The organism is uncultured Campylobacter sp. (assembly GCF_938045775.1).
GTDB lineage: Bacteria > Campylobacterota > Campylobacteria > Campylobacterales > Campylobacteraceae > Campylobacter_B.
In genome coordinates, this window is record NZ_CALIBH010000078.1 from 1 (window position 1) to 14,218 (window position 14,218).

Annotated in this window: 14 protein-coding genes; 6 read left to right on the plus strand and 8 right to left on the minus strand. The window is 44.1% G+C overall.

Annotated features, from left to right (window positions below; genetic code table 11):
• Positions 1-128: 128 nt before the first annotated feature.
• From Q0238_RS02860 to Q0238_RS02870, 3 genes are read left to right on the plus strand one after another with little or no spacing between them, the layout of a single operon-like run.
• Positions 129-635 (plus strand): hypothetical protein, encoded by a 507-nt coding sequence (locus Q0238_RS02860; protein WP_297942754.1) that lies wholly within the window; start codon positions 129-131, stop codon positions 633-635.
• A gap of 5 nt (positions 636-640) precedes the next feature.
• Complete coding sequence (locus tag Q0238_RS02865) at positions 641-1,000, plus strand: hypothetical protein (protein WP_297942756.1); 360 nt, start codon at positions 641-643, stop codon at positions 998-1,000.
• 9 nt (positions 1,001-1,009) lie between these two features.
• Positions 1,010-1,342 carry a nucleotidyltransferase domain-containing protein gene (locus Q0238_RS02870; RefSeq protein WP_297942758.1) on the plus strand — a complete coding sequence of 111 codons (333 nt, stop codon included), beginning with the start codon at positions 1,010-1,012 and terminating at the stop codon, positions 1,340-1,342.
• A 653-nt stretch (positions 1,343-1,995) separates the two neighbouring features.
• Here Q0238_RS02870 and Q0238_RS02875 read toward each other — a convergent pair.
• The 4 genes from Q0238_RS02875 to Q0238_RS02890 all read right to left on the minus strand — a co-directional run bounded on the left by Q0238_RS02875 (position 1,996) and on the right by Q0238_RS02890 (position 6,804).
• Complete coding sequence (locus Q0238_RS02875) at positions 1,996-2,934, minus strand: D-2-hydroxyacid dehydrogenase (RefSeq protein WP_297942760.1); 939 nt, start codon at positions 2,932-2,934, stop codon at positions 1,996-1,998.
• Positions 2,935-3,527: 593 nt separating this feature from the next.
• The gene (locus Q0238_RS02880) at positions 3,528-4,712 is read right to left on the minus strand and encodes a glutathionylspermidine synthase family protein (protein ID WP_297880986.1); all 1,185 of its coding nucleotides are present in this window, start codon (positions 4,710-4,712) and stop codon (positions 3,528-3,530) included.
• Positions 4,713-5,581: 869 nt separating this feature from the next.
• The gene (locus tag Q0238_RS02885; protein ID WP_297942762.1) at positions 5,582-6,169 is read right to left on the minus strand and encodes a UPF0323 family lipoprotein; all 588 of its coding nucleotides are present in this window, start codon (positions 6,167-6,169) and stop codon (positions 5,582-5,584) included.
• A complete protein-coding gene (locus Q0238_RS02890; protein ID WP_297942764.1) occupies positions 6,166-6,804 on the minus strand; it encodes a helix-turn-helix domain-containing protein in 639 nt (212 codons plus the stop codon). The genes Q0238_RS02885 and Q0238_RS02890 overlap by 4 nt, the downstream gene beginning before the upstream one ends.
• A gap of 271 nt (positions 6,805-7,075) precedes the next feature.
• Here Q0238_RS02890 and Q0238_RS02895 point away from each other — a divergent pair, with 271 nt between their 5' ends.
• Both Q0238_RS02895 and Q0238_RS02900 read left to right on the plus strand, forming a co-directional pair.
• Positions 7,076-7,699 (plus strand): TetR/AcrR family transcriptional regulator, encoded by a 624-nt coding sequence (locus Q0238_RS02895; protein ID WP_297942765.1) that lies wholly within the window; start codon positions 7,076-7,078, stop codon positions 7,697-7,699.
• 325 nt (positions 7,700-8,024) lie between these two features.
• Complete coding sequence (locus Q0238_RS02900; RefSeq protein WP_297942767.1) at positions 8,025-9,365, plus strand: FAD-dependent oxidoreductase; 1,341 nt, start codon at positions 8,025-8,027, stop codon at positions 9,363-9,365.
• Between the two features lie 361 nt (positions 9,366-9,726).
• Here the strand turns inward: Q0238_RS02900 and Q0238_RS02905 are convergent, their stop codons facing one another.
• The 3 genes from Q0238_RS02905 to Q0238_RS02915 form a co-directional block, all read right to left on the minus strand.
• Complete coding sequence (locus Q0238_RS02905; RefSeq protein ID WP_297942769.1) at positions 9,727-10,128, minus strand: hypothetical protein; 402 nt, start codon at positions 10,126-10,128, stop codon at positions 9,727-9,729.
• A gap of 31 nt (positions 10,129-10,159) precedes the next feature.
• Positions 10,160-10,888 carry a hypothetical protein gene (locus tag Q0238_RS02910; RefSeq protein ID WP_297942771.1) on the minus strand — a complete coding sequence of 243 codons (729 nt, stop codon included), beginning with the start codon at positions 10,886-10,888 and terminating at the stop codon, positions 10,160-10,162.
• 120 nt (positions 10,889-11,008) lie between these two features.
• Positions 11,009-11,335: a hypothetical protein gene (locus Q0238_RS02915; RefSeq protein WP_297942773.1), complete on the minus strand. Its 327-nt coding sequence runs from the start codon at positions 11,333-11,335 to the stop codon at positions 11,009-11,011.
• Positions 11,336-11,491: 156 nt separating this feature from the next.
• On the opposite strand from Q0238_RS02915, the gene Q0238_RS02920 reads away from it, so the two are divergent.
• Positions 11,492-13,003, plus strand: a complete 1,512-nt coding sequence (locus Q0238_RS02920; RefSeq protein ID WP_297942775.1) for a type I restriction-modification system subunit M/S — start codon at positions 11,492-11,494, stop codon at positions 13,001-13,003.
• A gap of 112 nt (positions 13,004-13,115) precedes the next feature.
• Here the strand turns inward: Q0238_RS02920 and Q0238_RS02925 are convergent.
• The coding region (locus Q0238_RS02925; RefSeq protein WP_297942777.1) for a PTS fructose transporter subunit IIC at positions 13,116-14,218 on the minus strand (1,103 nt) is incomplete at its 5' end.

Here is a 14,218-nt window from a genome sequence, read left to right on the forward strand (position 1 = left end):
AAGCGAAATTTTTCCATAAGGCTTTTGACGAGGATATCAAGCCATACTACGGCGGTAAGATCGATAAAAAGCACTTCACACTCGATGAGGTTTATAGCCTGTTTTAGGCTATAAAAAAGGAGTTAAAAATGAAAAATAAAACATTTATATTAACGTTTTTTATAAGCGTTTTTGTTTGTTTAAATTTGAACGCCTATGAGGTTAATTCCGATGTCTTTCATAAAGAAAGAAATGATACTACTAAAGAAAAAGTAGATTGCTCCGATCCTAAAAATAGACCTCGCGCGATTGCTGGAATTTTAGTAGGGGGTAAGAAAGAATGCTATTTAACTGCCGAGCAAGCCAAGCGTAATCTTGATGGCACTATCGGACGTAACCCAGTAACGGGCAAAGTAACCTCAAAAGCAAAGCTTTTGGGCGGGGATAAAGCGACCAATAATCTTGAAAAAGCACAGATGGATTATGGTAAAAAAAAGGTTGAGCTAGAGGAAGCGGAGAAAATTTATGCCGAAGACGCTAGCGTTAAGAATTCCCGTCGCGTAGATAAAGCATGCAAAGCCTTTGAAAAGGCACAAAACGATCTAAAGGCGGCAGAAGAGATTAAAGAGAAAGCCGATAGACGCAAGGGCGAATAAAGTTAATGGATTTTTTTATAGCAGATAATAGTTTATTTATAAGAATAGTAAATATAATAGGATTTCTTTTTCTTGCCTATCTATGTTATTTTTATATTGTAGTCTTACCAAAACAGCACAAAGAGATAGTAAATTTTCTAAAAGAAAAAAAACACCTTTCGGACGTTGAGGTAGAATTTTTAGAAAGCCTTAGCAGGTTTAACAATATATGGGATAACTTTAATAGACCATTTAGAGGCGTTAGATTTCAAGATGACGCTTTTATTATGGATTTAATGGTTTTAGTAAAAGACGTTAGAGATAGATACGCTATCATAAGCGCCAAAAGAGAGGCAATAGATAATTTTAAAATAGGTAATGAATAAGGATTTAAAATGCCTACGAAAGACGAAATTTTAACTTTGTTAAAATCCATAAAGCGGGATTATCAAAATTTTGGACTTAGTAAAATTGGACTTATCGGCAGCTACGCCAAAGGCACGTATAAAGAAAATAGCGATATTGATATAATATTTGACGTTACCGCCGAGCTTGACGAGCTAAGCAAAACCGACGACAAATGCGCTGTGGCTTATTTTGATATGATGTGCGATATAAAAAATCGCGTAGAGTTAAAATTTAACAAAAGCGTCGATGTCGTAGATACTGGCGGCTTGCAGCCTTTGAGAGTAAAAGAGCTATTTATCAAGGACGCGATTTATGCTTAATGGCGCTAATTTTAAAGTTACCGATGATGAATTTAATAAAATCGCCTCTTTGACTTAGAGAATTTCAGCGACAAATTTGCGCGGTACCTTGTCGGCATTATAAATTTATAGCCGCACGATATTTGTGTCTCTTGTATCCCGCGCCCCGTAAAATTTCTACACCGCCGCATGCGCCTTGAAATTTTTCAGACGCCGCGCCGCGCCGCAAAATTTTAGCCTGCGTGGCGCGAAATTTCGCTATTACCGCTCATGCCTCATAAATTTTAATTGATGCCTTTGCCGCGCCGCAAGCCCTGCAATAATGCGAGGCCGTGAAATACGTCCGTTTTATTCGCACAAAATTTCAAGCCGCCGCTTAGTTCCCTTCGCACAAAATTTCAAAGATGCCGCTAGCAGGAGAGATACACAGCGCGTATTTTAAGTGCCGCAGCACTCTAAGCGATGTGCTCGCGCCGCGCATGCCCCAGAAATTCTATGCTCGCAGAGCCTCTGGGCGCATTTTGACGATCTGCTGCCTCGGTTAAATTTCAAACTATCACAACATTAAAATTCTAAATTTCGTCGCGCTTCTGTCGCGCATAAAATTTCAAATCTCGCCGCCGCAGGTCGCGATCCGTTCCTTGCGAACGAAATTTTAGATCGCGCCGCAAGAGCTACGCTTCTGTGGAGGCGAGAAAATCCCTGATATTCTGCGCGATCATCTTTATCAGCCGCTTGCGGGCCTCGACGCTGGCCCATGCGATGTGAGGCGTGATGACGATGTTGCGGCGATTTTTTAGTCGCAGCAGCGGATGATCCGCCCTCATCGGCTCTGTTTGCAGCACGTCAAGCGCCGTGCGCAGGCCTCGCTCATCCACGGCACGAGCCAGCGCGTCCTCATCCACGATGCCGCCGCGGCCGAAATTCATCAAGATCGCCCCCTCTTTCATCTTCGCAAGCTCCGCCTCGCCGATCAATCCCGCCGTTTTTTGATTTAGCGGGGCGTGGATCGAGACGATGTCGCAAGCTCTCAAAAGCGCGTCCAGGCTCACTCTGGCAAACTCGCCGTTGTCGTTCGCGCCGCTGGTGGAGTAGTATCTCACGTTCGCTCCGAACGCAGCGGCGATGCGGGCGAGCTTTACGCCGATCTGTCCAAGCCCGATGACGCCGAATTCTTTGCCGTAAATTTCGCTGATGGGCGCGTCAATGTGAGTAAAAATTTCGCTCTCGCACCATTTGCCGCTGCTGCCGTAATCTGCGTAGTATCCGAGCGCGTTGGTTAGCGCAAACAGCGACGCAAAGGTCTGCTGCACGACGCTGTTCGTAGAATAGCCCGCTACGTTTTTTACCGCGATGCCGCGAGCCTGCGCTGCCCGCATGTCGATGTTATTCGTGCCCGTGGCGCTTACGCAGATCAGCTTAAGCGCGGTTTGCGCCATGATCTCGTCTGTGATTAGGACTTTGTTGGTTATGACGACGTCCGCACCGGCTAGGCGCTGCGCGGTTTGCGCGGGCTCGGTCATCTCGTAGCTTTCAAACTCGCCCAAGCTCGCAATCTCGCTAAGATCGGCATTGCCTCCCAGCGTCGCGGCATCCAAACATACGATTTTCATATTTTCCCCTTTGCGTTTTAAAATTTAAGCCGCAGCCGCGCGGTTAAATTTAGCCGTTAAATTCCGTCGCGCGATCGGAGGTGCGGCGCTTAAACGGTAAATTTTAACCTGCGAAATTTAGCTATTGCGGAAATTTCTCGCAAGATTTTACTATTGCAAAATTTACTCTCGCAAAATTTAACTATCGCGAATTCTGTCCTCGCGAAATTTAATACTTGCAGCGCGCGGGGCGTTAAATTTCAAAATTCTAACTCGCACCGAAGCAAGCGTTAAATTTTACCGCCGCTGAAACCTGCGTCTAAATTTAAAATTTCAATTTGCGCAGAAGCGAGAGATAAATTTAATCGCTGCTGCCGTTCGCGTTTAAATTTTAACTCGCACAAAATTTTAACTCGCGCCAATTTAGCCTGCACGAAATTTATCCGCGCAGAATTTTGGTCGTGCCGCTACGTTAAATTTCGCCGTAGCTTCCTAGCGTTAAATTTTACCGCTGAGCGGCGATAAAATTTACCGCCGCGATAGCCTTGCTGCCAAAGCTATCGCCAAAATGCTCCGCCCTAAAATTTCTCAAATTTTATCAAATTTCCGCGCCGCTACTTTGCGTCCTCGATGTAGTGCCCTACAAATTTTGAGAGATTATTGAGTATCTCGCCGCCTTTGCGGAAGCCCAGTGCGCAGCCTTCATAGGCGAAAAATACTCCCGCTTGGTAGCTCTGGGCGCGCTCGTCTTTATTTAACTCGTAAAATTCCTGATATAAAAATTTCTGATTTCCGTATTCGCCGCCGTTTTCCTCTATCTTTTTGCCGTCGGCGTCGAAAATCGCCACATTCGCCCCCTCGCGCGCCAAAAACGGCTTTTTGATCATCTTTTTGCCGATGATCGGCGAAAAGGAGCTTTGCAGCAGCAGCGGGTGGTTCGGATACAGATCCCACAGGATTTTCATAATCCCTTTGCTTTGGAAAAGCAGCGTGTATGCGGGGTTTAGGATGATCGCCTTTTGATTTTGCACGATGTTTTTTAAGATGAGCGCGAGCTCACCCTCCTCGATCGCGATCGCCTCCCAAGGGATGAGCTTGAACCAATACTCGTAGTTTTCGCCGTCAAAAAACACGCCCTCTTCGTCGTTAAATTCCACCTCGTCCACGTAGGCAAAGCGCGTCTTAAAGCCCGCATCCTCCGCGGTCTGCTGCAAAAGCTTCGTCGTCTTTTCGTCCTCGACGTTGCCCGCGACGCTGCTAAATAGAATTTTCCACCCCTCGTAAAATTTGGAAAAGTCCTCGAGCTCGCCGTCAAGCACCACGAGCCGCTTGAAATTATCGCGCAGCGCGTCGTAGAGGTCGTTGAACTGGCTCGCCTCGTCCATGCCGTTTTCTTTGAGCATCGCCCACTGGATGATCGCCGTCTCAAACACCGCCGTGGGCGTGTCGGCGTTAAATTCTATCAGCTTGATCGGCTTGCCGTCCAGCCCGCCTGCGAAATCGAAGCGCCCGTATAGGTGCCAGTGCACCTCGTTTTCCCAGCTTTGTTTGATTAGATCTACGAGGTTGAAGGGGATACCGAGCTCGTGGAAAAGATTGTTGTCGATGACATGCTGCGCGGCCGCGACAAACATCTCGTATAGCTCGTTCGCCGCTTCGTAATACGCATCCGCCTCCGCAGCGCTCACGCGCACGATCTCGTCGCTGACGTAAGGGGTCTCGTCCGCGTCCGTGTGCCAGTAAAAGCCGAGCTTTTCGAGATATTCGTTGCTTAACGGCGTTATCTTTTTTAGTTGCATAGATTTTCCTTTTTATGTAAATTTTAAAATTCCGCCCGCAGCGTAAAACAAACATAGCGCTAGTCGCTGCCGGCGTATCTTGCGAGCGCAGCAAAGCAGAATAAAACGCGAGCTACGAGCTCGCACCTCTAAGCGCACCGGTTAATCAGAGCTCGGCAGGCGAGCGGTGTATTGCTCCGCCGCAGAGCGGCGCCTCTTTTGCAAGAAATACACCCTTGTAAGTAGCCCCTCCTCGGCTTTCTCAAAAACTGCGGCACGACTTGATCATACGCCGCTGCGACCTGGATTTCGCTCGGGTAAAATTTACCCACTTTAGCACCGCTAGGCGATATAAAATTTGCCGCAAGAAGCGCTGCGATACGAAATTTCGCCTTGCAGATGCGCTGATTAAAACTCCCGTCGCAGCACGGCCTCGCTCGCCTTAACGTCGCGTCGCAATATAAAATTTTATCGCACGACGCTACCTTTCATATCAAAATTTCGCCGCGCGGCAACGCCTCAGTAAAAAATGCGATCCGATACGCTCGGCAGCGGACGCAAATTCCACCTCGTCATGACGTCACCGCGGCATGATTACAAACTGCCATGCGCGTAGCGGCGCGGAATTTTATCTTAACGCAACCTCGCCGCGTAAGGATTGTGAATCGCTACGTACGCCGTAAAATTTTTTCTAGCGATAACGTAGCCGAAGAACATTACCCCCGAGCGATACGAAATTTCGTCGTATCAAATTTCACCAAAGACGTGCAACGCGGAGCGCGCTTTCGTTTTAGCTAAAATTCTGCTGCGACGGAATTTTCCGCTCTTTAAGCGCCGCGTGTTAAAATTTAAACTCGCTGCGTAAAGCCGCCGTATATTTCAAAGCGCGCTTAGCCGCCGAAAAATCCGCCGCTCTTGCCGCTCTTGCTTCCGCCGAAAAATCCGCTTCTGCCGCTTCGCGCCTTATCGTTTTGCTGCTTTGCTTGATTGAAGCTATTTACGCTTCTGGAGTAGGCGCTTGGGCTTTTGTAGGCGGTTTGGCGCTGGCTTTGATAGGCAGGGTTGTTAAACAGCTTGCCGCCGATCCATGAGCCAATGATGGCGCCTGCAGCGCTTGCCAAGATCGCTTCGCCCAGGCTCATGCCGCCGCTGCTAAGCTGCGCGTTTTGATTGGTTAAATTTGAAGTGCCGGCGTCGATTTTAGCGTTTTCTTCGGCTAGAAGGGCTTTGGTTTCCTCATCGCTTAAAATTCTCTCCGTGCCGTCTAGCGATCTTAAGATAATCTGGGTTTTTTCGCTCGGAAATTCCTCTAAAATTTTATATTTTCCCGGCGCGACCTCTTCGAGTCGCACGAGCGCGCCTTCTTGCAGACGGACATTTTGCTCCTGCCCCCTATCGTCGCAGCCCGCTAACGAGCCCGCCATAACGAGCCCGAAGCCGCTTACCAGCGCATAGCTAGCGATTTTGCGTAGTTTCATTTAGATCCTTTCAGTGATTTTATATCTAGGCTTTGATTTATCAAAAGCTCGTTTCCCTCGACGCGGATAAACTCGCTCTTGCCGATGTTTTCGATGATTAGGCTTTGCGCTTTGAGGCGTTTTTTGCGTTTGAGCGATTTTACGAATTTTGCAAGGCTCGTCCATTCGCTACGATCGAAGGCTTTTTCTTTGATTTCGACATCATAGGGTTTGGCCTCGCGGCTTTTGCTCGAAAGCAACGGTTTGTCGAAAAATGATAAAAAATACCTAAGCTTCTCGTCGCGCTCTTTATACATCAGCTTGATTTCATCTTTCGAGGCGATTAAAATTTCCTCTTTTTCTTTGTGAAGTCTGTCCTTATCGCTTTGCAGTGCTTCGATTTTACCTTTTAGCTCGGAGATTTCTTTGATGAGATAGTCGATGAAGCTTTGAGTGCCAGCTGCGCCGCTGGTGCGCGAGCTTTTCGCAGAGCTTTGCGAAGCGGGCTCGCTTTGTTGCATTTCATCATCTAAAAGCACGTAGCGCACGCCTCCGCTTTCCTCGGCGCGCAAGGAATTTCTGCGGATACGGTTATAGACGGCTTCTTTTGAAATTCCTAAAATTTCGGCTGCTTCGCCGATCGAGACTTTTTTCATACAAAGATGCCTTTTAGCGTTTTAGGTAATTATTGCTAAATTTGCCTAAAATAGGCATTAAACGCTTCGTTTACAAAGATAGATTCCGCTTTATCGCAGCTGGCGCGCGATAAATTCCGCTCGCTTGCGCGATATAAAATTTCGCTTCGCTTGTAAAGCCGCGCAAAATTATTTTTTGCTGAGCTTTTAGAATTTTAGCCCAATAATGTTGCTTAATTAAGTATATTTTTTATACACTTACAAAAAATTTTAGTATTTCAAAGGAGGCGAAATGCCCGAATCGCCTAAATATAAAAAATCCGAAATTCGCTGCAAGCTCATTTTAGGCGCGGCGCTGGAGCTGTTTTTAGCCAAAGGCTACGAGGCTACGAGCTTGAGCGATATCATCGAGCTTAGCGGCGGCTCGCTATCGTCGGTTTATAAGTATTTTGATAACAAAGAAAGCCTATTTTTGCGCATCATCGAACTGCAAAGCAAAAAGCTCGACGAGCGAATGAACGAGCGCATGCGAATCAATAAAGACTTAAAATTGCGTGAGTATCTGCAGGAGTTTGCAGGGATTTATCTGGAGTTTCTTTTCTCTCCGGAGGCGATAAAATTCTACCGACTGATACTTTTCAGCGGCTTTAACGGCGCGCTTAGCCAGAGCCCAAAAATCTTTTTAAAAAGCGGCGTGCTAGGTTCGCCGAATGCGCTGGATGAGTATTTGGCGGCGCATGCGGACGAGTTTGCGCCCGGACGCACGGCAAAAAGCCTGGCGCTATATTTTTGCTTTTTGCTTAGAGAGCCGCATTTTAGCAGACTGCTATTTTTCGACGAAAAGCTAAATTTCAAAGCGAGCGAGCTAATCAAGGACCGCATAGATATATTTTTGCTCGGCGTAAAAAAGCGCTAGTGGCGGAATTTTACGGCGTAAATTCCTTGCTTTTCGCGCCTTTAAATTTTATGAGCGGTTTGGGGCTTATAATTTGATTCTATCCGTTACCAAGTGCTATAAAATGCCGCATATCCCGCGCTTAAAATTTAATTCTATTGATGCAAAATTTTTGAAATGATTAGAGCCAAAATTTTTATTTTCCGTATTAAATTCCGTGCCGTAGTTAGAATTTCGTCGTAAAATTTCACGCCTCTTGCCTGCGCCTTTAAATTTGCGCCACGCAGATTTTAAATTTAATAAAACCTCTTATAATCGCTAAAATTTCAAATCAAAAGGATTAAAAATGGATTATGATATCATCGTAATAGGCTTTGGCAAGGCGGGCAAAACCCTTGCCGCAAAATCCGCTGCGCTAGGTAAAAAGGTCGCTCTCATCGAGCGCTCGCCGCAAATGTACGGCGGCACCTGCATCAACGTAGGCTGCATCCCGACCAAGCGGCTAGTTACCGCGAGCAAGGAAGCTGGCTTCGTAAATTTCAGCGTGCTCGGAGAGTATTTCGTACTGAGTATGCAGAAAAAGGACGAGCTCGTAGAGGCGCTGAGGGCGAAAAATTTAGCCATGCTAAAGGGAAGCCCAAATATCGACGTAATCGACGGCGAGGGCTCATTTACGAGCGCGAATTCCGTGCTTGTGCTAAGCCCGGACGGACAAACGCGCGAAATTTCGGCAGAAACGATCGTCGTAAATACGGGCTCGAGGGAGGTCGAGCCTAGCTTTGAGGTAAGCTCGCAGATCGCTTATAGTAGCGAAGAAATTTTAAATTTAAAGATCCTGCCGAAGCATCTAGTAATCATCGGCGGCGGATTTATCGGGCTTGAGTTTGCTTCGATGTTTGCGGGATTCGGCTCGAAAGTTAGCGTGCTGATGCGATCGAAATTTATGAAAAACGAGGATGAGGACGTGGCTGCTAGCGTCAAATCCGCTCTGCAGGCCCAAGGCGTGGAGATTATCGAAGGCTGCGAGTTTTTGAGCTTAAAGGGCGACGAGCTAAAATTTAACCTCGCGGGCGAGAGCAGGGTGATCGCGGCGGATGCGTTTTTATATGCCCTCGGTCGTCGCGCGAATACGGGTGAGCTAAATTTAGTCGCTGCGGGGGTGCAGACGGACGCGCACGGCAATATCATCACGAATGAGCATCTGCAAAGCTCGACTGCTGGCATCTACGCAGCAGGCGACGTGCGCGGCGGCGAGATGTTTACCTACACTAGCCTGGATGATTTTAGGATCATTTTTAGCGCGCTTTTCGGAGACGGCGCGCGCACTACGAAAAATCGCACGCCGCATGCAAGCGTGCTGTTTACCCGCACGCCGCTAGCTCGCATCGGCCTTAGTGAGAGGCAGGCAAGAGAGAGTGGGCGCGAGATCAAGGTACTGAAGCTTTCGATGGCGGCGGTGCCCGGCGCCAAGGTCGTAGCGCACGACGAGGGAATGATGAAAGCGGTCGTGGACGCGGCTAGCGGCGAAATTTTAGGCGCGGCGCTTCACTGCGTAAACGCGCACGAGATCGTTAATGAGCTGGCGATCGCCATGGCGCTGGGCGCAAAAGCGGACTTTTTCAAAAATCAAATTTTTACGCATCCTAGCATCAGCGAGGCGCTGAACGATCTTTTCGGGCAGTTTTAAATTTAAAATTTAACGGCGCTTGGGCTTGGCAATGCCCGGGCGCCCTAGCTAGGCAATGTCCTACTCCAAGCGCCCGGAACAAATTGATCGTGAAATTTAATGCGCCGGGGCGGGTTAAATTTAGACTGGGTTAAATAATTTTAGCCCTTATCGTCCGCTTCTTTCTTGGCTACCAAAGTTGGCTATAAAAGAAATGATGAAATAGTTAATTGATAAAATATTCGCATTTAGGAATAGCAAGATTACAATCTATTTGACACTCGGTAAGAGTATGCGGATAAAATTTCTTCTCGCAGTTTATACAGGCGAAAACGATTTCGTCCGTCGCTTCATTCAACATAACTCTATAATCGCTAGGCGATCATTGCGGGCATTCGCACGCCAAGTCCAAATCCACGCTAACTACCAAGCTGTCAAATACAATCGAGTTTAATTCCTCGTAGACTAGTCTTAAGCTCTTTTGACCTTTCAGTACTCTAATTTTATTTATCAAGCGGTATCTGTCCGATTTGATAATCTTTGCGCCAAAGATATCCTTCGCTTTTCCGTCGCCGTAAATCGATAGCTCAGTCGGATAATCTTTAAAATTTAATTTTAGTAGCCCGTCCAAACCGCAGCCGTCGTATTCTTTCATAAGAAACAAAATTTTATTTTCCATAAACCATGTCGCTATACAGCAGCATACTTGCTCGGGATCAAGAGAACGTAAATTTAAAATTTTATTTTCCAGCGATACGCATAAATTTCTAATTTTGGGCTGCATTATTTAATCCATTTAACGGCTAAATTTTAGATTATACTATCTCTACCGATATTTGAGCGTCGATTTTGCCGCCATTTTCTTTTAAAATTTCAGGAAATCCCAATTTTATAATCTGTTTTTCGGAGAGGCTATAAGAATAGTGGATATTTGACTCTATGCTCAGCGGGCGGACTATTTTCGCAACTTCGCTAAAAGGCAGCTTAACGTCCAATAATGCCACGTAAAAGGCTTCCGTATCGCTATCAAAGACATTTATATAGCAGCCTTTTATATTTTTATCGCCACTATTTGGAGCTTTGATTATTCTTTCATGGCCGGCAGAGGAACCAAAGAAGTATGAAAAACCGGGCTTAACCATATCAAGGCATCCAAAAGATCTCATCTGCTCTATGTTTAAGCTATAGCCATATACATAATAAGGATCGTCTGCATCCGATTTTACAATTTGTTTTATGTCTTCCAAATCAAGATCTATTTGCCGCGAATCGGCGTAGCTCTCATCGATACCGAAAGATGTTATATCATAATATGTCTTATAATACATATCGCGTATATGAAATTTAATTCGCTTATCTCTTAAAAGCTTTGGATCTATTTTTATATCTAGTTTTTGCGCGTCCGATTTCGCAATCGATTCGGGCTCGAATATAAATTCTTTTCCAAAACGACCGCTTTGCCCTTTTGGAATTTTAAGTCCATAGAGTTCCCGTCCATCTCTTACCGGAAAAAGATAACGGAAAATACCTTTTATACTTTTCATTTTTGAATCCTTCTTGTTTTATTTGCTTTCTCAACTCGCTTTAAATTTACGTTATGTTCGCTTGGATACTCTGCGCGTATTGAAATTTTAAAATCCGCGCCAAGTTCTTTCGCCCGGCGGCTAGTACTTTCTTTTTACTATGTCGTCCTTCTTTACGAAATACTCTTTTTGACCGCAAGGATAGTAAATTTTACACCATTTGCCTTCGCAGGATTGGATGGGGATGACTATCTCATCATAATAAGCAAATTCCTCTTTATCTTCATAGAAAATTTTACGAATAACGCCATCTTTAAATTTATATATAATTTTTTGATCTATTTTTTCGCCGCATTCGCCGTAAAAGGCACCTTCTTCGTGTTTTGCAAAAGTGATTTTATGCCCTAAAATCATAGGACTGCACCCATATAGGCACAATGCGACAAAAGATATAACAAAATTTCTCATCTCTCCTCCTACTTGAAATGCGCCCTATATTTTATTTGGATACATTAGGCTATTAAATACCGCTATAGAAATTATGGCTGATACTAATGTCAAAATTTTCATCTTATTTTCGCTCCTTTATTGGAATTCTATTTATAACGCCTTATGATATTGCTTGTGAATACATACGTAATTTTAAAATTTTATACCTTAAGGCGGCGCCTATCTTTTGAATATTTTATTCAAAAATATAATCAAACAAACAATGATTTAGGAGAGTATTTTACACCTAGACATATTGTAAAATTTTTGAATGATATTGTAAAACCAACTTTTGGCGACAAAATTTATGACCCTTTTTGTGGCACAGGAGGTATGCTGATTGTTGCATTTGAAAAAATATTATCTGAGTTAAGAGATAATGGATTATTAGATGAATATAATTTAAGTAGCTTGAGAGAAAATACTATCTGGGGGAGTGAAATTTCTGACACTTCTCGCATTGCTAAAATGAATATGATTTTATCTGGTGATGGACATAGTAACATTAAGCAACAAGATAGCTTTTCTAACCCAGTTTCTGATAAATACAGTGTTGTGATATCTAATATACCTTTTAATATGGATGTTAATGAAGAACAGGCTCAATTATATAAACCATATATTAAAAAGGGAAATTCTGTATCTATTTTACATATACTAAAATCATTACGGAAAAATAATTCAAAATCAAGAGCGAGTATTATTGTTCCAGATGCCGTTCTTAATGATAGGTCAATGAAAGATTTGCGTGAAAAAATCGTGAAATCAGGACAGTTACTTGGAATTGTTTCCTTACCATCCAAAGTCTTTGAACCATATACCGAAGCTAAAACTAGTATTTTGGTATTTGGAAGCGAGGTAAACGTTCCGACTGAAAAAGTTTTCTTTTTCAAAGTTAAAAATGATGGTTTTACTCTAACGAAACGTCGCCGACCACTGGTCGGAATCAATGATTTAGATGAATTTATTGCACTTCATGAGCAGATGCTAAAAACAAACTACCATGAAATACTAGAACATCGAAACTTATTCTATGTAGATAGAAATGACATTTTAACTAACTCAAATAATAGTTTGCTACTTTCTCAATATCATGATGAACTTAGAGATGGATTTATTAGAATTGAAACTATTATGGAGAGAATAAGAGAGAAGAATAGTGACAGATTCCCAACAGCAAGTATTACAAATTCTGAATTTTGGGGAATGCCTCTTGGAGAAGAGTTATGGGGAGAAAACTTCATTTCTGTTACCTCAGAAGACAACTCTGATTACAGTGTCGTTAGAAAGAATGACATTAGTTTCAACCCAGCTAGAGCGAATATTCGCTCCTTTGGTTTATGTAAATCTGAAAGTCCTGTTGCTGTATCAAGTGCCTATCCAGTATTTAGATTGAAAGAAGAATATACAGGAAAATATTTAGCTGAATATGTTTATTTACAAATAAAACATAATCCTGAAGTTTTAGAAGATATAGCAGAACGTGCCTATGGTACAATCCGCCAAAGTCTTTCAAAGGATGAGTTCAAAAAGGTTCAAATTCCAGACTTACCAATATGCGAGCAAGAACGGATTGTTACTGACGTGAACTCAAAATTTGAATTATATAATTCACTGAAAGATGAATTGAATACATTAAAGTTATGATACCCAATAAAAAAGACGATTTCCGTTTGGAAATCGTCTTTTTCGATATTGTTGAAGTACTATATCTTGTAGTTGGTGTAAACAGATATATAGTTCCCTAAATTTATTTTACTTATTTCACTGCTTGTGGTTTGCGTAGGGAACCATAAACCACACCACTTACAATTGCACCAACCAAAACAAAGGCAAGATAAAGAAGAGCATTTGAAGTTAGAGCAATGACGAAGATTCCTCCGTGTGGTGCCATGAGTTTGATACCTGCAAGACCAACGAGTCCGCCAGTAATTGCAGAACCAAGGATGAAACTTGGAATCGCACGAGCTGGGTCAGCGGCACCAAAAGGAATCGCTCCCTCAGTGATAAATGACAAGCCCATGATGATGTTTGTCAAACCAGAGTTACGTTCTTCTTTGGTAAATTTATCTTTGAAAAGAAGAGTTGCGACAAAGATAGCAAGTGGTGGCACCATTCCTCCAGCCATAACTGCTGCCATGGCTACAGAACCACCTGAAGAAACAGTCGCTGCAAGCGTACCTGTACCAAAGACATAGGCTGCTTTGTTAACTGGTCCACCCATATCGACAGCCATCATTCCACCAAGAACGATACCGAGAAGGACAGCTGATCCTCCTCCAAGACCGCCTAGGAAGTCATTCATAGCAGTGTTGATTGCCGCCATTGGGATGTTAACAGCTAGCATAACAAATCCAGTCAAGATTGTTCCAAGAAGTGGCAAGAGAAGGATTGATTTAGCACCTTCAAGTGAACGAGGAACCTTAACGTATTTCTTGATAGCAAGAACTAAAGCACCTGCGATAAATCCACCAACAAGGGCACCTAGGAAACCAGATGAGACACCTGCAAGAGTTGAAGTTGCTTCACCACCTGCTGCATAAGGGATTTTACCAAAGGCAAAACCTTCTTTTGCGATAGCACCAGCTACGAATCCAGCTACCAAACCCGGTTTTTCAGCGATAGAATAAGCAACATAACCTGCAAAGACTGGAAGCATCAAGCCAAAGGCAGCGCCACCGATTTTCATGAACATGGAAGCTAGCTCATGGTAGGATCCGAGATTGCCAAGACTATCTTGTGGCACACCAAAAGCTCCGTCGATTAAGAAGGCGAGGGCAATCATGATACCACCACCGATAACGAATGGCAACATTTGAGATACACCACTCATCAAGTGTTTGTAGAAGGCACCACCTATAC

What these genes read in the sequence shown, in the direction of transcription:
- Q0238_RS02875 (WP_297942760.1), bottom strand. Translation starts at nt 2,934, where the DNA reads ATGAAAATCGTATGTTTGGATGCCGCGACGCTGGGAGGCAATGCCGAT.
- Q0238_RS02880 (WP_297880986.1), bottom strand. Translation starts at nt 4,712, where the DNA reads ATGCAACTAAAAAAGATAACGCCGTTAAGCAACGAATATCTCGAAAAG.
- Q0238_RS02860 (WP_297942754.1), top strand. Translation starts at nt 129, where the DNA reads ATGAAAAATAAAACATTTATATTAACGTTTTTTATAAGCGTTTTTGTT.
- Q0238_RS02915 (WP_297942773.1), bottom strand. Translation starts at nt 11,335, where the DNA reads ATGAGAAATTTTGTTATATCTTTTGTCGCATTGTGCCTATATGGGTGC.
- Q0238_RS02865 (WP_297942756.1), top strand. Translation starts at nt 641, where the DNA reads ATGGATTTTTTTATAGCAGATAATAGTTTATTTATAAGAATAGTAAAT.
- Q0238_RS02905 (WP_297942769.1), bottom strand. Translation starts at nt 10,128, where the DNA reads ATGCAGCCCAAAATTAGAAATTTATGCGTATCGCTGGAAAATAAAATT.
- Q0238_RS02900 (WP_297942767.1), top strand. Translation starts at nt 8,025, where the DNA reads ATGGATTATGATATCATCGTAATAGGCTTTGGCAAGGCGGGCAAAACC.
- Q0238_RS02870 (WP_297942758.1), top strand. Translation starts at nt 1,010, where the DNA reads ATGCCTACGAAAGACGAAATTTTAACTTTGTTAAAATCCATAAAGCGG.
- Q0238_RS02910 (WP_297942771.1), bottom strand. Translation starts at nt 10,888, where the DNA reads ATGAAAAGTATAAAAGGTATTTTCCGTTATCTTTTTCCGGTAAGAGAT.
- Q0238_RS02895 (WP_297942765.1), top strand. Translation starts at nt 7,076, where the DNA reads ATGCCCGAATCGCCTAAATATAAAAAATCCGAAATTCGCTGCAAGCTC.
- Q0238_RS02890 (WP_297942764.1), bottom strand. Translation starts at nt 6,804, where the DNA reads ATGAAAAAAGTCTCGATCGGCGAAGCAGCCGAAATTTTAGGAATTTCA.
- Q0238_RS02885 (WP_297942762.1), bottom strand. Translation starts at nt 6,169, where the DNA reads ATGAAACTACGCAAAATCGCTAGCTATGCGCTGGTAAGCGGCTTCGGG.